The 18,204-nt window shown below is 72.5% G+C and carries 14 protein-coding genes; 10 read left to right on the top strand and 4 right to left on the bottom strand.

Annotated elements, in window-relative coordinates:
• Window positions 1–7 precede the first annotated feature (7 nt).
• Window positions 8–2,233 (bottom strand): 4-alpha-glucanotransferase, encoded by a 2,226-nt coding sequence (gene malQ / locus QFZ71_RS08735; RefSeq protein ID WP_307667689.1) that lies wholly within the window; start codon window positions 2,231–2,233, stop codon window positions 8–10.
• A complete protein-coding gene (locus QFZ71_RS08740; RefSeq protein WP_307667690.1) occupies window positions 2,234–2,545 on the bottom strand; it encodes a hypothetical protein in 312 nt (103 codons plus the stop codon).
• 345 nt (window positions 2,546–2,890) lie between these two features.
• Here QFZ71_RS08740 and QFZ71_RS08745 point away from each other — a divergent pair, with 345 nt between their 5' ends.
• Complete coding sequence (locus QFZ71_RS08745; protein ID WP_307671378.1) at window positions 2,891–5,890, top strand: beta-N-acetylglucosaminidase domain-containing protein; 3,000 nt, start codon at window positions 2,891–2,893, stop codon at window positions 5,888–5,890.
• 119 nt (window positions 5,891–6,009) lie between these two features.
• On the opposite strand, the gene QFZ71_RS08750 is transcribed toward QFZ71_RS08745, so the two are convergent.
• The gene (locus QFZ71_RS08750) at window positions 6,010–6,546 is read right to left on the bottom strand and encodes an HNH endonuclease (RefSeq protein ID WP_307667691.1); all 537 of its coding nucleotides are present in this window, start codon (window positions 6,544–6,546) and stop codon (window positions 6,010–6,012) included.
• Between the two features lie 314 nt (window positions 6,547–6,860).
• On the opposite strand from QFZ71_RS08750, the gene QFZ71_RS08755 reads away from it, so the two are divergent.
• Window positions 6,861–7,928, top strand: coding sequence for a mechanosensitive ion channel family protein (locus QFZ71_RS08755; protein ID WP_307667692.1), 1,068 nt, complete (start codon window positions 6,861–6,863; stop codon window positions 7,926–7,928).
• Between the two features lie 67 nt (window positions 7,929–7,995).
• Here the strand turns inward: QFZ71_RS08755 and QFZ71_RS08760 are convergent, their stop codons facing one another.
• Entirely contained in the window at window positions 7,996–8,436 is a 441-nt protein-coding gene (locus tag QFZ71_RS08760) for a hypothetical protein (protein ID WP_307667693.1), read from the bottom strand.
• Between the two features lie 307 nt (window positions 8,437–8,743).
• Between QFZ71_RS08760 and QFZ71_RS08765 the strand changes: the two genes are divergently transcribed.
• The 8 genes from QFZ71_RS08765 (at window position 8,744) to QFZ71_RS08800 (ending at window position 18,190) form a co-directional block, all read left to right on the top strand.
• Window positions 8,744–9,967: an ROK family transcriptional regulator gene (locus tag QFZ71_RS08765; protein ID WP_307667694.1), complete on the top strand. Its 1,224-nt coding sequence runs from the start codon at window positions 8,744–8,746 to the stop codon at window positions 9,965–9,967.
• A gap of 59 nt (window positions 9,968–10,026) precedes the next feature.
• Window positions 10,027–11,358 carry an ABC transporter substrate-binding protein gene (locus QFZ71_RS08770; RefSeq protein ID WP_307667695.1) on the top strand — a complete coding sequence of 444 codons (1,332 nt, stop codon included), beginning with the start codon at window positions 10,027–10,029 and terminating at the stop codon, window positions 11,356–11,358.
• Between the two features lie 6 nt (window positions 11,359–11,364).
• The gene (locus tag QFZ71_RS08775; protein ID WP_307667696.1) at window positions 11,365–12,306 is read left to right on the top strand and encodes a carbohydrate ABC transporter permease; all 942 of its coding nucleotides are present in this window, start codon (window positions 11,365–11,367) and stop codon (window positions 12,304–12,306) included.
• 3 nt (window positions 12,307–12,309) lie between these two features.
• Entirely contained in the window at window positions 12,310–13,215 is a 906-nt protein-coding gene (locus QFZ71_RS08780; protein ID WP_307667697.1) for a carbohydrate ABC transporter permease, read from the top strand.
• A 1-nt stretch (window position 13,216) separates the two neighbouring features.
• The gene (locus QFZ71_RS08785; RefSeq protein WP_307667698.1) at window positions 13,217–14,482 is read left to right on the top strand and encodes a 6-phospho-beta-glucosidase; all 1,266 of its coding nucleotides are present in this window, start codon (window positions 13,217–13,219) and stop codon (window positions 14,480–14,482) included.
• Window positions 14,473–15,483 (top strand): N-acetylglucosamine kinase, encoded by a 1,011-nt coding sequence (locus QFZ71_RS08790; protein ID WP_307667699.1) that lies wholly within the window; start codon window positions 14,473–14,475, stop codon window positions 15,481–15,483. Before QFZ71_RS08785 ends, QFZ71_RS08790 begins: the two co-directional genes overlap by 10 nt.
• Before the next feature lie 284 nt (window positions 15,484–15,767).
• Window positions 15,768–17,156: a hypothetical protein gene (locus tag QFZ71_RS08795; RefSeq protein WP_307667700.1), complete on the top strand. Its 1,389-nt coding sequence runs from the start codon at window positions 15,768–15,770 to the stop codon at window positions 17,154–17,156.
• A gap of 11 nt (window positions 17,157–17,167) precedes the next feature.
• Window positions 17,168–18,190 carry a glutamate ABC transporter substrate-binding protein gene (locus QFZ71_RS08800; RefSeq protein WP_307667701.1) on the top strand — a complete coding sequence of 341 codons (1,023 nt, stop codon included), beginning with the start codon at window positions 17,168–17,170 and terminating at the stop codon, window positions 18,188–18,190.
• Window positions 18,191–18,204 lie beyond the last annotated feature (14 nt).

An 18,204-nucleotide genomic window follows, 5' to 3' on the forward strand; every position in this document is an offset into this window, starting at 1 on the left:
CGAACGCCTAAGGATGGCGCTCGCCCGGGGGTGCCGTATGAGGCTTTCGGGGCCTGAGGACCTCCATCAGCGCGTGCAGCCGGGGCGAGGCGGTGATCTCCTCCAGGGTGACCGGGTGCCCCTCCGCGTCGGCGATCGGGAGCCGCCAGTTCGGGTACTGGTCCCAGGTGCCGGGCAGGTTCTGCGGGCGGCGGTCGCCCACGGTGTCGGGGAGCCAGACGCCGGTCAGCAGGGCGGGGGTGCGCAGCAGGAAGCGGTGGACGGCCCGGACCGCGGCCTCCTCGTCGCCGTCGCCCTCGGGGAGCATCCGCAGCCGGGCGAGGAGGGCCAGCCACTCGGCGGTGTCGGTGACGTCCTCGGTCAGCTCCTCCTCCAGGGAGCGGGTGAGCAGACCGAGACGGTGACGCAGCGTCACGTGGTCGCCGGTCAGCCGGGCGGCGGTGGAGGGCAGGTCGTGGGTGGTCGCGGTGGCCAGGCAGTCGCGCCGCCATTTCTCCGGGGCGATCGGCCGTCCGTCCCCCTCCCAGTCGCGCTCGAACCAGAGCACCGAGGTGCCGAGCACCCCGCGCCGGGCGAGGGCCTCGCGGACGCCGGGCTCGACGGTGCCCAGGTCCTCGCCGACGACGGCGGCGCCGGCCCGGTGGGCCTCCAGGACGAGGACGGCGAGCATCGCCTCGGCGTCGTACGCGACATAGGTGCCGTCCGTGGGCGGGCGGCCCTCGGGCACCCACCAGAGCCGGAAGAGGCCCATGACGTGGTCGATGCGCAGGGCCCCGGCGTGCGCCAGCAGTCCGCGCAGCAGGCCCCGGTAGGCGGCGTAACCGGTGGCGGCGAGGGTGTCGGGGCGCCAGGGCGGCAGGCCCCAGTCCTGGCCGCGCGCGTTGAAGGCGTCCGGCGGCGCGCCGACGGACATGCCGTGGGCGAAGGCGTCCCGCTGGGACCAGGTGTCGGCGCCGGACGGGTGCACGCCGACGGCCAGGTCGTGGACGAGGCCGATGCCCATGCCGGCGTCCTCGGCAGCCCGTTGGGCGTCGGCGAGCTGGCCGGCGGTCAGCCAGGCGAGGCGGCAGTGGAAGTCGACCCGCTCCAGCAGATCGGTCCGGGCGCGGGCGGCGCCCGGGGAGCGGGGGTCGCGCAGGGCCTCGGGCCAGGTGAGCCAGTCGGGGCCGTGCACCTCCGCGAGGGCGCACCACAGGGCGTGGTCCTCCAGCGCCTGCCCCTGTTCGGCCAGGAAGTCGCAGTAGTCGGCGCGGCGGCCGGGGGTGAGGGGCACCCGGACGACCAGCTCCAGGGCCTGGCGCTTCAGCTCCCAGACGGCGTCCCGGTCGATGAGCGCGCCTTTGTTCAGCACGGCTTCGCTGAGCGCGGCGGCGTCCTGCCGGAGGTCGTCCAGGGTGGCCCGGTCGCGGACGTGACCGTACTCCGGGACCGATTCGACGTGCAGGTGCACCGGGTCGGGGAAGCGGCGGGAGGAGGGGCGGTACGGGGACGGGTCGGTGGGGCGGCCGGGAACGGCCGCGTGCAGCGGGTTGACCTGGACGAACCCGGAGCCCAGGGTGCGGCCCGCCCAGGCGGCGAGGTCCGCCAGGTCACCGAGGTCGCCCATGCCCCAGGATCGGGCGGAGAGCAGGGAGTAGAGCTGGACGAGGAAGCCGTGGGCGCGCTCGGCCGGCTGCGGGACGCGGGCCGGGGCGGCGATGAGGGTGGCGGAGGCCCGGCGGTGGTCCGGCGTACGGACGTGGACGCGGTGGACGCCGTGCGGCGGGGCGACCCACCAGGCGGGCGTGGAGCCTTCCAGGGCCTCGCCCGCTCCCGTGGGTGCGGCGTCGTCCGGCGCGCCCACCGGGGGTCCGGCGGACGGATCGGGGGCCGGTACCGGCGCGGGGGCCGCAGCGCGGGAGCGCATGCTCAGCGGGGCGGGCGGGCGGCCCCCGGGGTCGGCCGGGGGGTGGACCGCCTCCGGCTCGACCGTGACGGTCGAGCCGGGAGGCAGATCGGCCAGAGCGGCCGGCAGGGGCTCACCGGCCCAGACCACCACGGTCGGCGGCAGCAGGCGCGAGCGGGACTCCGCGGCGGCGAGTGACCTCCGTACGTCCTCCGGAGTGCCGGCGTCGACGCCCAGCGCGGCGAGCACGGCGATGACCGTGTCGTCGGGGACGGACACCGTGACATCCGGCGACGGGGAGTAGGAGGTGGCGACACCGTGCAGTGCGGCGAGCCGGGACAAGCCCATTCAGACTCCTGGGAACTCCAAGCCCCCTGCGGTGCCGGGTGCGGTCGGCTCGCTGGTCAGAGGGGCGACGGCGGCGAGCGGCGGCTCGCTCGTGAGGGGGGTGGCATCGGCGAGCGGGGGCTCGCTGGTCAGCGGCGCGGAATCGGCGAAGGAGGATTCGCCGAGCAGGAGGGAGACGTCGGCGAGCGGCGGCCCGCTGATCAGGTGGCGGACGTCGGAGAGGGGGAGTTCGCTGGTCAGCGGCGCGGAATCGGCCGGGGTGGTTACCTGTTTGGAGAGGTCGGAGAGCAGGAGCTGCGCGGCGGCGGGCATGGTGGCCTCCTGGCCATGGAGAACAGGACACAGCAAGCCCTACCCAAGCCACGCCGTGGCAGACGTGGACGTGATGTAGGCGTTACGACCAACGAGACCAACGTGCTCCAGGTCACATTCCGTTCCCCTGAACGCCAGGTATGGGCCATTTTCGGCCAGTCTCTCCCGTCACAGCCGCCCCGGTGGAACCGGAGCTGTCACCATTCCCGGCAAAGAACGCAGAACGGCCGGGCGCATTGACACCCTCGCGCGCGGGTGGTGGGCTCGGAGCCCGCGCGGGCTCCGACCGGCGGGGAAACCTACGAACGTCGACCGGCAGTGGATACGTACGAAGGGGAGCGCGACGTGCGGTTCGGGCGCAGAAGGCAGGCGGCGGCCGTCGCCGCCGCCGTGATCGGCGGACTCCTCGGTCCGGTCTCCATCGCCCCGGCCGCGACGGCGGCCCCCGCCGCCCCGGCGGAGCCCGGCAGGCCCGTCGCCGACCGGTCCGACCGCGCCGACCACGCCCTGCCGCCGTCCGTATGGCCCCGCCCGCAGAGCATGAGGACCACCGGGCCCGCCGTGAAGCTGGGTACCGAGGCCACCCTCGTCGCCGCGCCGGACGCGGACCCGCACGCCGTGGAGCAGGCCCGCGCGCTGTTGCGCGGGGCGGGCGTGCGGACCCTGCACGAGAGCCTGCCGGGCCGCGGCCCCGTCGTCCGTCTCGGCGGCACGGGGGCCGGCGAGGCGCTGCGGGCGCTGCGCGCCCCCGACCGGGGTGATCTCCCCTCGGGCGGCTACCGGATCGCGGTCGGCAAGGCCACGGGGCGCGCCACCGTCGCGCTGGACGGCACCGGCACGGACGGCCTCTTCCACGCCGTCCAGACCCTGCGTCAACTGACGGCCGGGGGCGCGGTGGCGGGCGTTACGGTCCGGGACTGGCCGGGAACCGCCGTACGCGGCATGGCCGAGGGGTTCTACGGACAGCCGTGGACCCGTGAGGAGCGGCTGGAGCAGATCTCCTTCATGGGCCGCACGAAGCAGAACCGCTATCTCTACGCGGCGGGCGACGACCCCTACCGGCTGGCGCGCTGGCGCGAGCCCTACCCGGCCGCCGAGCGGGCCGGCTTCCGGGCGCTGGCCGAGCGGGCGCGCGCCGAGCACGTCACGCTGGGCTGGGCGGTCTCCCCCGGTCAGGCGATGTGCATGGCCTCGGACCAGGACGTCCGGGCGCTGACGGAGAAGGCCGACGCGATGTGGGCGCTGGGCGTCCGGGTCTTCCAGCTCCAGTTCCAGGACGTCAGCTACAGCGAGTGGCACTGCGACGAGGACGCGGAGACCTTCGGCGACGGGCCGAAGGCCGCGGCCCGCGCGCAGGCCCGTGTCGCGGGGGCCCTCGCCCGGCATCTGGAGGACCGGTACCCGGGCGCGGCCCCGCTGTCGGTACTGCCGACGGAGTTCTACCAGGACGGGGCCACGGACTACCGCACCGCGCTGGCGGCCGAGTTGGACGACCGGGTGCAGGTGGCCTGGACCGGGGTCGGGGTGGTGCCGAAGAGGATCACCGGGACCGAGCTTGCCGGGGCCCGCGCCGCGTTCCGCCATCCGCTGGTCACGATGGACAACTACCCGGTCAACGACTACGCGCAGGACCGCGTCTTCCTCGGCCCGTACACCGGCCGGGAACCGGCGGTGGCGAGCGGTTCGGCGGCGCTGCTGGCCAACGCGATGGAGCAGGCGTCCGCCTCCCGCATTCCGCTGTTCACCGCCGCCGACTTCGCCTGGAACCCGAGGGGGTACGACCCCGACGCGTCCTGGCGGGCGGCCGTCGACGATCTGGCGGGCGGGGACGCCGCCGCGCGGGACGCCCTGCTGGCCCTGGCCGGGAACAGCGCGGGCTCGGTGCTCGGCGCGAAGGAATCCGCCTACCTCCGGCCGCTGTTCGACGCGTTCTGGGGCTCCCGCGCCGACGCCTCCCGCCGCGACCGTGCGGCGGCCGGGCTGCGGGCGGCGTTCTCGGTGATGCGGCAGGCCCCGGACCGGCTGAAGGCCCCCGCCGGCGGCCGGCTCGCCGACGAGGTGCGCCCCTGGACGGAGCAGCTGGCCCGCTACGGCCGGGCGGGTGAGCTGGCCGTCGACCTGCTCCAGGCCCAGGCCGCAGGCGACGGGGCCGCCGCCTGGCGCGCCCAGCTGGCCCTGGAGCCGCTGCGTGAGGAGATCGCGGCGAGCCGGGCGACGGTCGGCGAGGGCGTGCTGGACCCGTTCCTGGACCGGGTGGCGAAGGTGGCCGCCGGGTGGAACGGTACCGACCGCGCCTCGGGCCGGGTCGTCAAGGACGCCCGCAGCCATACGGTCCGGCTGGCCTCCCCGCGTCCGGTGGAGGCCGTCACGGCGCTCGCCGAGCCCGGAGCGGCCCTCGCCGACGCGGTCGTGGAGGCCCATGTGCCCGGCCAGGGGTGGCGGGCCCTCGGGAAGCTCTCGCCGAGCGGCTTCACCCAGACCGCCGCGAAGGGGCTGCGCGCGGACGCCGTACGGGTCTCGGTGCCGGAGGCCGCGCGGGCCGCCCGCCCCCCGTACCTGAGCCCCGGCCTGCCTTCGGCCCCCTCCGTCGTGACGGGAGCCCCCCAGGTGCGCGCCCTGGTGCCGTGGTTCGGGGACGAGCCCGCCGCCATGCTCGACCTGAAGCACGGCGAGACGGACGCGGAGATCGGCGGCGACCCCCAGCGGGTCGCGGCGCGGCTGGCCGGGCGTCGTCCGGCCGAGGTCAAGGGCAAGCTCACCGCGAAGGCCCCGAAGGGCATCGAGGTGCGGGTCCCGAAACAGACCACCGTGCCGCGCGGCTCCCGTACGGAGGTGCCCGTGGACATCACCGTCCCGGCGGACACCCCGGCGGGCGAGTACGAGGTGCCGCTGACCTTCGGCGGCCAGGAGTCCACCCTGACCGTGCGGGCCTTCCCGCGTACGGGCGGGCCGGATCTGGCGCGTACGGCGAAGGCGTCCTCGTCCGGTGACGAGACTCCGGACTTCCCCGCGTCGGCAGCCACCGACGGCGACCCGGAGACCCGGTGGTCCTCGCCGGTGGAGAACGGCGCGTGGTGGCAGGCGGAGCTGCCGAAGCCGGTGCGCCTGGGCCAGGTGGTGCTGAGCTGGCAGGACGCGTACGCCTCCCGCTACCGCGTCCAGGTCTCCGCCGACGGCCGTACCTGGCGCACCGCCGCGACCGTGGCGGAGGGCCGGGGCGGGCGCGAGTCGGTCCGGATGGACGCGAAGGCCACCCGGTTCGTCCGGGTGCAGGGCGAGCGCCGGGCGACGCAGTACGGCTACTCGCTCTGGTCGGTGGAGGCGTACGCGGTGGCGGACGACTGAGACGGCGGACGCGCGCCCGGCCCGCATGGGAGAACCGCTGAGGGCCGGGCACAGGCGGGAGCCGGGTACAGGCGAGGCACCGGAAACGGGTGAGGCCCCGGAACGAGCGAAACCCGGTCTCAGGCGGAAACGCCGTCGATCCGGGCCATCACGTCGTCCGCGCCGAACGGTTGCAGGTACGGCAGCCAGCGCGGGTCGCGGTGACCGGTCCCGATGATCCGCCAGGCCAGGCCCGTCGGCGGGGCGGGCTGGTGGCGCAGGCGCCACCCCAGCTCGGGCAGGTGGCGGTCGGCCTTGACGTGGTTGCAGCGGCGGCAGGCCGCCACCACGTTGTCCCAGGCGTGCCGGCCGCCCCGGCTGCGCGGGATGACGTGGTCGACGCTGGTGGCGGCGGCCCCGCAGTACATGCAGCGCCCGCCGTCCCGCGCGAACAGCGCCCGCCGCGTCAGGGGCACCGGCCCCCGGTAGGGGATGCGGACGAAGCGCTTGAGGCGGACCACACTGGGTGCGGGCACGGCCCGGGTGGCACTGTGCAGGAAGGCGCCGGACTCCTCCAGGCAGATGGCCTTGTTCTCCAGGACGAGGACGAGTGCGCGGCGGAGCGGTACGACGCCGAGCGGCTCGTACGACGCGTTGAGAACCAGGACGTGCGGCACGGTGGATGCCTCCTTGTACGCCGGCGGCGCGTGGCTCGCGCCGGGACGATCCGATCTCAGTCTCTCCTCATGCCTGGTCGGAGCGCCACCACGTACGGGTAACGGGCCGGGAGGATTTTTCTCACTCCGGGCCCCGCGCACCGCCCGGAGACCCCGAACAGGTGTTTCACCTGGGTGGCTGTCCGCGCTGTGCGATCGGCCACAGCGGAGGGGTTCCCGGTGAGACCCGTCTCTCCTCCCTTCACGGCAACGATCCACTCCCCCGGCTTCGTTACTGTTACTGACCAGCCGTCGTCCCCCTGGAGGTCCCCGTCGTGTCCTTGTCCGTCCTCTTGGCCGCAAGCCCGTCTCCCGAGCCGGCCGGCTCGCTGGGTGAAGCCGCCGAACAGGCCGGGAACGCCGCGGGCTGGGTCGAGCAGAACTGGTCCACCTGGCTGAGCACCGGTTTGCGCATCCTCCTGATCGTCGCCGTTGCGATCACGCTGCGTTATCTGATCCGGCGTGCCCTCACCAACCTCATAGACCGGATGAACCGCAGCGCCCAGGCCGTGGAAGGCACGGCGCTGGGCGGGCTGCTGGTGAACGCGGAGCGCAGACGCCAGCGCTCGGAGGCCATCGGATCGGTGCTGCGCTCGGTGGCGTCGTTCCTCATCATGGGCACGGCCGCGCTGATGATCCTGGGTGCCTTCAAGATCAACCTGGCCCCGCTGCTCGCCTCGGCCGGTGTCGCCGGTGTGGCGCTCGGCTTCGGCGCCCGCAACCTGGTCACGGACTTCCTGTCCGGCGTCTTCATGATCCTGGAGGACCAGTACGGCGTCGGCGACACGGTCGACGCGGGGGTGGCCTCCGGCGAGGTCATCGAGGTGGGGCTGCGCGTCACCAAGCTGCGCGGCGACAACGGCGAGATCTGGTACGTCCGCAACGGCGAGGTGAAGCGGATCGGCAACCTCAGCCAGGGCTGGTCCACGGCCGGGGTCGACGTCACGGTGCGCCCGACCGAGGACCTGGAGCAGGTCCGCAAGGCGATCACCGCGGCCGCCGAGACGATGTCCAAGGAAGAGCCCTGGTCGGAGCGGCTGTGGGGCCCGGTGGAGGTGCTCGGCCTGGACGCGGTCCTGCTGGACTCGATGACGGTCCGGGTGACCGCGAAGACGATGCCGGGCAAGTCGATCGGCGTGGAGCGCGAACTGCGCTGGCGGATCAAGCAGGCGCTGGACGAGGCGGGCATCCGCATGATCGGCCCCGCCCCGCTCGCCACGGAGAGCGAGTCCACCGCGGACCCGACGGCGGCGATGGCAGCCCCCTCCGCGTACGCCTCGGCGACCTCCCCGCAGTCCCTGGCGACTTCCCCGATCCCGCCGCCGGCGAACCTGAACAAGTAGCGGGCGACGCGGAAGGGGCGCCCCACCGGACCCGGTGGGGCGCCCCTTCCGCGTCATGGTGCGACGGTCACTTCTGCTCGTTCTTCTTGTGCTTCTTGTTGCAGGGGAGTTGGGCGTTGATCTCGGCGCGGGTCATGACCTTGCCCTGGTACGTGACGAACTCGCCGTTCCCGAGTTCGACGGACTCCAGCTGAGCGAGGTCGACGTAGCCCGACTCGGTCACGGGCTCCCGCTCCCCGCCCTGCCTCGTCTCCACAAAGAACTCGCCCGGCAGGGCACCGGACGACTGCTTGATCACCGTGGTGAAGCTGTGTGGACTGTTCACGTGGAAAACACCGTCGCGAGCGTCGGCTGTACGGGGCTCTCGGGCGCTCCAGAGCGTCTCGAACCCGTCTCCTTCGTCACTGTCGACGACGACATCGGCGCTCTCCAGACTGTCACCGGCGCAGAGCGGCATGGCCACCACCAGATCGGAACCGTCCACGCGGAAGCCGGCAAACGTCTCCACCGGTCCATTGGTCACGACGCATCCGGAGAGGACGGCCAGCACCGCCGCCGTCACCGCGACGGCCGCGGCCCCTCGCGCACCACGTCTTCGTCCCTGTCCCTCCACGCCCGACGCCCCCTTCCGGACCCGTACATGTCCGCCCAGCATGCCCGCTGCGCATCCCCGGCGAGGTAACACTTTGGTAGCCGGAGGGATGGCACCCATTGACGCCCCGGTGACCTGCGCCCTACCGTCCTCTCAACCAAACAGGAAACTTTCCTAACAGAGTCGTGAACGCGAGTTCCGGACAGAGGGCGGTGCATCCACGATGGCGGGACCCACTCCCGGCCCACCCGGCATCCCGGGCACCCCTCGCGTGCTGCGGGCCATGAACGACCGGGCCGCGCTCGACCTGCTGCTGGAGCACGGACCGCTCTCCCGGACCCGGATCGGGAAGCTCACCGGGCTCTCCAAGCCCACCGCCTCGCAGCTGCTGGCCCGGCTGGAGGCGGCCGGGCTCGTCGTCGCCACCGGGACCAGCGAGGGACGCCCCGGACCCAACGCCCAGCTCTACACGGTCAACGCGCGGGCCGCCCACGTCGCCGGGCTCGACGTGAACGGGCGGCGCATCGCCGCCGCCGTCGCGGACGTGACCGGGCGGACCGTCGGGGAGTTCGAACTGGCCACACCGGGACGGCGCGCCGACAGCGTGGTGCGCCAGGTCGCCGACGCGCTGGACGGGGCGGTGAAGGACGCGGGGCTGACCCGCGCCGACGTCCACCGGCTCGTCATCGGCACGCCGGGCGCGTTCGACCCGGGCACCGGGCGGCTGCGGTACGCCTCGCACCTGCCCGGCTGGCACTCCCCCACCCTGCTGGACGAGCTGGCCGCGTTCCTGCCGATGCCGATCGAGTACGAGAACGACGTCAACCTGGTCGCCGTCGCCGAGCAGCGCCTCGGCGCGGCGCGCGGCCACGAGGACTTCGTCCTGCTGTGGAACGAGGAGGGTCTCGGGGCCGCCCTCGTCATCAACGGCCGGCTGCACCGCGGCTTCACCGGAGGGGCGGGCGAGGTCGGCTTCCTGCCGGTGCCGGGCACCCCCCTCGTACGCCAGGTCGTCAAGGCCAACAGCGGCGGCTTCCAGGAGCTGGCGGGCGCCCAGTCGGTGCCCCGGCTCGCCAAGTCGCTGGGGATCGACACACCGCAGCAGCCGTACGCGAAGGTAGCCGCCGACCTGCTGGCGCGGGCGGCCGGCGCGTACGAGGAGGACGGGGCGCTCACCGAGTTGCTGCGCCAGTACGCCCAGCGGCTGGCCACCGGGCTCGCCTCCGTCACCGCCGTCCTGGACCCCGGCCTGATCGTCCTCGCCGGCGGGGCGGTCGCGGCGGGCGGCGAGGTCCTGCGCTCCCTGATCCAGTCCGAACTGGCCGAACTCGCCGCCTCCCGGCCCCGCCTGGTGGTCGGCGAGATCGACCGCACCCCCGTCCTGCGCGGCGCCCTGGAGCGGGCGCTCGCCGACACCCGCGACGAAGTGTTCGACACCTCGCGCTGAACCACGCCTTTCCCCTGCCCTGCCGTCCGCATCTCTTCCCCGTACCTGGGAGTTCCGTCATGCGCACCAGCCGTCTCACCACCACCGCCGTCGCCGTCGCCGCGATATCGGTGCTCGCCACCGCGTGTACCGGCCAGTCCGAGGCCGGCGCCTCCGACGACCCGAACGCGAAGACCACGATCAACTTCTGGCACGGCTGGAGTGCTCCCGCCGAGGTGAAGGCGGTCAAGGACAACATCGCCCGGTTCGAGAAGGCCCACCCGAACATCACGGTGAAGGTCTCCAGCAACATCAACGATGACAAGCTCAACCAGGCGCTGCGCGCGGGCGGTTCGAACGGACCCGACGTGGTCTCCTCGTTCACCACCTCCAACGTGGGCAAGTTCTGCTCCTCGGGCGCGTTCGCGGACCTGAAGCCGTTCATCGAGAAGTCGAAGCTCGACCTGGAGAAGACCTTCCCGAAGGTCCTCCTGGGCTACACCCAGTTCGAGGGCAAGCGCTGCGCCCTGCCGCTGCTCACCGACGCCTACGGCCTCTACTACAACAAGGACGCCTTCGAGAAGGCCGGGATCACCGCCCCGCCGAAGACGATGTCCGAGCTGGCGAGCGTCGCCAAGAAGCTCACGGTCGAGAAGGGTGACAGCTACCAGCAGCTCGGGTTCATGCCGACCTTCCACGGCTACGAGACCGTCGCCGACCACTACATGGCCTCGTGGGACCACAAGTACTTCGACGAGAACGGCAAGTCCAACGTCGCCAAGGACCCGGCGTTCGCGGAGATGTTCACGTTCCAGAAGAAGCTCGTCGAGGACCTCGGCGGCTACGGGAAGCTGGAGAAGTACCGGGGCACCTTCGGTGACGAGTGGGGCGCCAAGCACCCGTTCCACACCGGGCAGGTCGCCATGCAGCTGGACGGCGAGTGGCGGCTCGGCATGGCCGAGGACACCAAGCCCGGCTTCGAGATCGGTGTCGCTCCGATGCCCGTCGCCGACGACGAGGCCGACAGCTACGGCAAGGGCTTCCTCTCCGGCACCATCGTGGGCATCGCCCCGGCCAGCAAGAAGCAGAACGCCGCGTGGGAGCTGGTGAAGTACATGACCACGGACACGAAGGCGGTCGTGGAATTCGCCAACGGCATCCGCAACGTGCCCTCCACCCTGGAGGCGCTGAAGTCGCCGGACCTGAAGTTCGACCCGCGCTTCAAGACCTTCCTGGACATCGCGCAGCACCCGAAGTCCAGCACGCCCGACGGCGCCGTCAACGGTGCGGCGTACCAGCTGACCCTCCAGGACTTCGGCTACCAGTACGAGAAGGGCGCGGTGAAGGACCTCCAGGCCGGGCTGGAGAAGACCGCGAAGCAGATCGACACCGACATCGCCAAGGCCAAGTAGCCCTCGATGACGACGCACACACTCCGCTCGAAGCGCCGCAGGTCGGCGCTTCGTACGGCGGCCTTCATGTCGCCGTGGCTGATCGGGTTCTCGGTCTTCTTCGCGTATCCGATGGTCTCGACGATCTACTTCTCGTTCATGGAGTACGACGGGTTCGGGACGCCGGTCTTCAACGGCCTGGCGAACTGGACGTACGTCTTCCAGGACTACCCGATGTTCTGGCCCTCGCTGCGCAACACCCTGTGGCTGGTGCTCGTCATGGTCACCTGCCGGGTCGTCTTCGGCCTCGGCGTCGGGATGCTGATCACGAGGATCAGGACGGGGGCCGGGGTCTTCCGGACCCTGTTCTACCTGCCCTACCTGGCTCCGCCGGTCGCCGCGACGCTCGCGTTCGTCTTTCTCCTCAACCCCGGCACCGGGCCCGTCAACGCGATCCTCGGCGACCTGGGACTGCCGACGCCCGGCTGGTTCAACGACGCCACCTGGTCCAAGCCGGCGCTCACCATGCTCGCGGTCTGGGGCATCGGGGACCTGATGGTCATCTTCATGGCCTCGCTGCTGGACGTGCCGAAGGAGCAGTACGAGGCGGCCGAGCTGGACGGTGCGTCCGCCTGGCAGAAGTTCCGCTTCGTGACCCTGCCCAACATCTCGCCCATCGTGCTGTTCGCGGTGGTGACGGGGGTCATCCAGGCGATGCAGTACTACACGCAGCCCCTGGTGGCCGGGAAGGTCGCCTCCGGAGTCATCGGCGGCTCCGGCCAGTCCTTCGAACCCGGTTATCCCGACAAGTCGACACTGACGCTTCCCCAGCTCGTCTACAACCTGGGCTTCCAGCGCTTCGACTACGGCGCCGCCTGTGCCGTCGCTCTCGTCCTGTTCGCCCTGGCCATGGCCTTCACCGCACTGCTGATGCGGGGCCGCAACAACCTGATCTCGGCCGGTGACTGAGCCATGACCCACCTCATCGACAAGACCGCGGCCCCTTCCCCGGCGACCGCTCCCCGCACCACCCCCGCCGCACGCACCGCACGCCGCAAGGCGCTGCTGCACTGGATCGCCGTGCACTCCCTCGGGGTCGCCGCCGCGCTCTTCTTCGTGCTGCCGTTCGTCTTCGTGGTGCTGACCTCGCTGATGAGCGACCAGCAGGCGCTGACCCGCGACCTCACCCCGAACACCTGGGAGTGGGGCAACTACCTTCGGGTCTTCCACACCGACGGCTTCCTGGTCTGGTGGCGCAACACCCTGCTCTACGCGGGCGTGGGCACCGTGCTCACCGTCGTCTCGTCCGTCCCGGTGGCGTACGCGCTGGCGAAGTTCCGCTTCCGGGGCCGCAAGCTGTCGCTGATGCTCGTCATCTCGATGATGATGCTGCCGCCGCAGGTCGTCATCATCCCGATGTACCTGTTCTGGGCGAAGCAGCTGGACCTCTCCGGCACCCTGTGGCCGCTGATCATCCCGATGGCCTTCGGCGACGCGTTCTCGATCTTCCTGCTGCGGCAGTTCCTGCTCACCATTCCGAACGAGTACCTGGACGCGGCGAAGGTCGACGGCTGCGGCGAGTTCCGGACGCTGGTCAAGGTCGTCCTGCCGATGGCCAAGCCCGGCATCGCGGCCATCGCCCTCTTCCAGTTCTTCGCCGCCTGGAACGACTACTTCGGGCCCCAGATCTACGCCTCGGAGAACCCGGCCGCCTGGACGCTCAGTTACGGCCTGGAGTCGTTCAAAGGCGCGCACCACACCGACTGGAACCTGACCATGGCCGCGACCGTACTGGTCATGGCCCCCGTGATCGCCGTCTTCTTCTTCGCCCAGAAGGCATTCGTCGAAGGCGTCACACTGACCGGAGTAAAGGGCTGACATGAAGCTCGCAGTAGTGGGTGGCGGGTCCACCTACACCCCTGAACTGATCGACGGATTCGCCCGGCTGCGGGACACGCTGCCGATCGAGGAGCTGGTGCTCGTCGATCCGGCGGCCGACCGCCTGGAGCTGGTCGGCGGCCTCGCCCGGCGGATCTTCGCCAAGCAGGACCACGCGGGGAGGATCACGACCACGACCGACGTCGACGCGGGCGTGGCCGGCGCCGACGCGGTCCTGCTCCAGCTGCGGGTCGGCGGACAGGCCGCGCGCAACCAGGACGAGACCTGGCCGCTGGAGTGCGGTTGCGTCGGGCAGGAGACCACCGGCGCCGGCGGCCTGGCCAAGGCGCTGCGCACCGTGCCCGTGGTGCTGGACATCGCCGAGCGGGTCCGCCGTGCCAACCCGGACGCCTGGATCATCGACTTCACCAACCCCGTCGGCATCGTCACCCGCGCACTCCTCCAGGCCGGGCACAAGGCCGTCGGCCTGTGCAACGTGGCGATCGGCTTCCAGCGGAAGTTCGCCCGGCTGCTGGACGTGAACCCCTCCGAGGTCCACCTCGACCACGTCGGGCTCAACCACCTGACCTGGGAGCTGGGGGTGCGGCTCGGCGGCCCGGACGGCGAGGACGTCCTGCCCCGGCTGCTCGCGGAGCACGGCGACGCCATCGCCGGCGACCTCCGGATGGACCGCCGGATCGTGGACCGGCTCGGCGTCGTCCCCTCGTACTACCTGCGCTACTTCTACGCCCACGACGAGGTGGTGAAGGAGCTGGGCACCAAGCCGTCTCGGGCCGCCGAGGTCGCGGCGATGGAGAAGGAACTCCTCGCGATGTACGGCGACCCGTCGCTGGACGAGAAGCCCGAGCTGCTGGCGAAGCGCGGTGGCGCGTTCTACTCCGAGGCGGCGGTGGACCTGGCGGCCTCCCTGCTGGGCGACGGCGGATCACCGGTCCAGGTGGTCAACACGTACAACCGGGGGACCCTGCCGTTCCTCCCGGACGACGCGGTGATCGAGGTCCAGGCCCGGATCGGACGCGACGGCGCCACGCCGCTGGCCGTACCGGCGCTGGACCCGCTGTACGCCGGTCTGATCGCCAACGTGACGGCGTACGAGGACCTCGCCCTGGACGCGGCGCTGCGCGGCGGCCGGGACCGGGTCTTCAAGGCGCTGCTCGCCCACCCGCTGGTCGGCCAGTTCGACTACGCCGAGGGGCTCACCGACCGGCTGATCGCGCACAACCGGGAGCACCTGGCGTGGGCGTGAAGGTGTCGGTCCTCGCCATCGACGCGGGCAACAGCAAGACCGACGTGGCACTGATCGGCGAGGACGGCACGGTGCTGGCCACGGCGCGCGGCGGCGGTTTCCAGCCGCCCGTGGTCGGGGCGGAGGCCGCGATCGACGTCCTGGCCGAGGCGCTGGAGCGGGCGGTCGCGGAACTGCCGGAGACCGGCGGTCCGCGCGCCACGCTCTCCTCGCTCGCCCCGCCCGGCTCGGCCGTGCACCTCTCCGCGTGCCTGGCCAACGCCGACCTGCCCGTCGAGGAGGCCGAGTTGGCGGCGGCCCTGGAGGCCCGCGGCTGGGCCTCCTCGGTGGAGGTGCGCAACGACACCTTCGCGATCCTGCGCGCCGGGGTGGACGAGCCCCGCGGCGTCGCGGTGGTGTGCGGGGCCGGGATCAACTGCGTGGGCATGACCCCGGACGGGCGGACCGCCCGCTTCCCCGCCATCGGACGGATATCCGGCGACTGGGGCGGCGGTGCGGGGCTCGCCGAGGAGGCGCTGTGGTTCGCCGCGCGCGCCGAGGACGGGCGGGGCGAGGCGTCCGAGCTGGCCCGCGCGCTGCCGGGCCACTTCGGGCTGGGCTCGATGTACGCGCTGATCGAGGCGCTGCACCGGGGCGCGATCCCGATGGCGCGGCGGCACGAGCTGACGCCGGTCCTGTTCGCCACGGCCGCGGCCGGGGACGCGGTGGCCCTGGCGCTGGTGGAGCGGCTGGCCGACGAGGTGGTGGCGATGGCCTCGGTCACGCTGGCCCGGCTCGGTCTGCTGGAGGAGGAGGTTCCGGTGCTGCTGGGCGGCAGTGTGCTGGCAGCCCGCCATCCGCAGCTCGACGACCGGATCACCGCGCTGCTCGCGGCCCGCGCCCCGAAGGCCGAGGTGCGCGTGGTCTCCGAGCCGCCGGTGCTGGGCGCGGCGTTGCTGGGGCTCGACCGTACGGGGGCGGGGCCGGAGGTCCACCGGAGGCTGCGCGGGCAGTACGCCTGAGCGGCAGGGGCCGGTCGGTGCCCGGCGGGGCGTCCCCTCACGCGGTGTGCGTGAGGGGACGCTTCTTGTTCGTTCCCCGTACGGGTGAACGCCTGGCGTACGAGGGGCTCGGGGGAACCGATCGGGCTTCCGGAACGTGTACCTGATGGGGAGTCCGTTCGCTTATGGGGATGTATCCGGGCACGTTGCGCCGCTTGCCTTGATCGGCCGCGCCTGCCCTGGTCGAATGCGGGGACTGATGACGGGGACGGGGACCCACCGTCGGTGACCGAGGGGGAGGTCGAGTGACACACCCGCCGAGCGGCGGCTCGCAGACCTTGCGCGCACCGGACCCGGTGTCCGCGCCCGTCGCCGTGCCCGAGCGGCCCCGCGCGCTCCGTGCCGTCCAGGCCGAACGGCTGCGCGCGGCGGCGACGACCGAGCCCGGCCGGCTCCGGATCATCGGGGCCGTCCTGGCGCTGCTGGTCGTGGCGTTCGGCGCGGTGACCACCCTGGAGGTCTCGCAGCGCGCCGCCGCCGCCGACGACGTGGTCGGCCGCAGCCAGCCGCTCAGCGCCGACGCGGCGGACATCTACCGCTTCCTGGCGGACGCGGACACGACGGCGGCCGGTGGGTTCCTCGCGGGAGCGCAGGAGCCCGAGGCCGTGCAGGAGCGGTACCGCGAGGACATCGAGGAGGCGGCCCGACTGCTGGTGAAGGCCTCGGGGAACACCGCGTCCGACAGCGCCTCCAGCCGTGAGATAGCCACCCTCAACAGGCTGCTCCCGGTCTACACGGGCCTGGTCGAGCGCGCCCGTGCCAACAACCGCCAGGGCCTCCCGCTGGGCGGCGCCTATCTCCGGTACGCGAACCAGAAGATGGCCGGTGAGATGCTGCCGGCCGCCGAGCGGCTGTACGCGGCGGAGACGGGGCGGCTGGAGTCGGACTCCGCCGACGCCCGGCGCCTGCCCCTCCTGTCGGTCGGCGCGGGGATCGTGGTGCTCGGCGCTCTGGTGTGGATGCAGCGGCGCACCTACCGCCGGACCAACCGGGTGCTGAACCACGGGCTGCTGGCGGCGACGGCCGCCGCGTCGGTGGTGCTGCTCTGGCTGACCGTGGGGCACACCGTGGCCCGTACGGAGCTGCGTTCGGCGATGACGCACGGCCAGGCGTCCCTGGATGTGCTCAACGACGCCCGGATCAGTTCCCTCAAGGCGCGGGCCAACGAGAATCTCACCCTGGTGGCGCGGGGTGCGGTGCTGACCCCCGACGGCTCCGCCGACCAGTACGAGGCGGACTACGTCACGGGGATGAAGGCGCTGAAGGACCGGCTGGAGAAGGCCGGCCGGCTCGCGGACGACGCGAGCGGGAGAACGCCGGTGGCCGAGGCTTCCGAGGGCGTGGCCCAGTGGCGGACCCGCCACCGCGAGGCGCGTGCCACGGACGACCGGGGCGACTACGAGGGCGCTCTGGAGCAGATCATCGGAACGGGGAAGTCCACCGGGCAGTCCTTCCGGCAGGTGGACGGCGCGCTGGAGAAGGCGCTGGCGCATGAGCAGGACGAGTTCACCTCGGCGGCGGAGGACGGGCGCGGGGCTCTGCGCGGCCTGCCGACGGGCGCCGCGGCACTGGCGGTCCTGGGGGCCGCGGCCGTGATCGCCGGGGTCAACCGCAGGCTCTCGGAGTACCGGTGAGAGGGGCAGCGATGAGCAGGTCGAAGGGCCGTCCCGTGCGCCGCCTGCGCGGCTGGGGCGGCGTCACCGGGATGGCGGCGGCCTGCGCCTTCACCGCCGCGGTCACCCTGCTGCCGCTGGCCCAGCACGGCCGCGTGGACCTGTCGGGCGGCGGGGTGGTGGCGGCCGACCGGGCCCGCGCCGAGGCGTGCACCGAGCCGGAGGCGAGTCTGCCCCCGTCGGGCGGTGGCGGCCCGGCCGTCGACCGGATCAAGCGGCGCGGCAAGCTGATCGCGGGCGTCGACCAGAACAGCTTCCGCTGGGGCTACCGCAATCCGGAGAGCCGCCGGCTCGAAGGGTTCGACATCGATCTGGTGCGGGCCATCGCCGAGGACGTCCTGGGCGACCCGGACGCGGTGGTCTTCCGCGCGATCCCCACCAACCAGCGCATCGCCGCCCTGGAGCACGACCGGGTCGATGTCGTCGTGCGGACGATGACGATCAACTGCAAGCGGCTCGAACAGGTCTCCTTCTCCACCGCCTACTTCCAGACCGGGCAGCAGGTGCTCGCCCCGAAGGATTCGGGGATCACCGGGTACGACTCCTCGCTGAAGGGCAGGCGGGTCTGCTCGGCCGAGGGCTCCACGGCGTACGAGGCGCTGGAGAAGCAGTCGTTCGGCGCGCTGTACAAGGACGACTACGACGGCACCGGGCGTGATCCGGACCGGCTGACCGTGCCCAACCAGCTGGACTGCCTGGTGCGGCTCCAGCTGGGCGAGGTGGACGCGGTCGTCACGGACAACGCGCTGGCGGCCGGTCAGGCGGCGCAGGACCCGGCGGTGGAGCTCAAGGGGAAGGCCCCGTTCACCACCGAGTACTACGGCGTCGCGGCGAAGAAGGGCGCCGACGACCTGGTGGCGCGGGTGAACAAGGTCCTCGTCGACTACCGGGCGGGCGGCGACGACAGCGCCTGGATGACGTCCTACCGGCGGTGGCTGGCGGCCGGACTGCCCGGCATATCCGGTCCGCCCGCCCCCGAGTACCGCGGCGGCTGACCCGGTTCGCCCCC

The organism is Streptomyces sp. V2I9 (genome assembly GCF_030817475.1).
In the GTDB taxonomy this organism is placed as follows: Bacteria; Actinomycetota; Actinomycetes; order Streptomycetales; family Streptomycetaceae; genus Streptomyces.

What these genes read in the sequence shown, in the direction of transcription:
- QFZ71_RS08770 (WP_307667695.1), top strand. Translation starts at nt 10,027, where the DNA reads ATGCGCACCAGCCGTCTCACCACCACCGCCGTCGCCGTCGCCGCGATA.
- QFZ71_RS08785 (WP_307667698.1), top strand. Translation starts at nt 13,217, where the DNA reads ATGAAGCTCGCAGTAGTGGGTGGCGGGTCCACCTACACCCCTGAACTG.
- QFZ71_RS08740 (WP_307667690.1), bottom strand. Translation starts at nt 2,545, where the DNA reads ATGCCCGCCGCCGCGCAGCTCCTGCTCTCCGACCTCTCCAAACAGGTA.
- QFZ71_RS08780 (WP_307667697.1), top strand. Translation starts at nt 12,310, where the DNA reads ATGACCCACCTCATCGACAAGACCGCGGCCCCTTCCCCGGCGACCGCT.
- QFZ71_RS08800 (WP_307667701.1), top strand. Translation starts at nt 17,168, where the DNA reads ATGAGCAGGTCGAAGGGCCGTCCCGTGCGCCGCCTGCGCGGCTGGGGC.
- QFZ71_RS08775 (WP_307667696.1), top strand. Translation starts at nt 11,365, where the DNA reads ATGACGACGCACACACTCCGCTCGAAGCGCCGCAGGTCGGCGCTTCGT.
- malQ (WP_307667689.1), bottom strand. Translation starts at nt 2,233, where the DNA reads ATGGGCTTGTCCCGGCTCGCCGCACTGCACGGTGTCGCCACCTCCTAC.
- QFZ71_RS08765 (WP_307667694.1), top strand. Translation starts at nt 8,744, where the DNA reads ATGGCGGGACCCACTCCCGGCCCACCCGGCATCCCGGGCACCCCTCGC.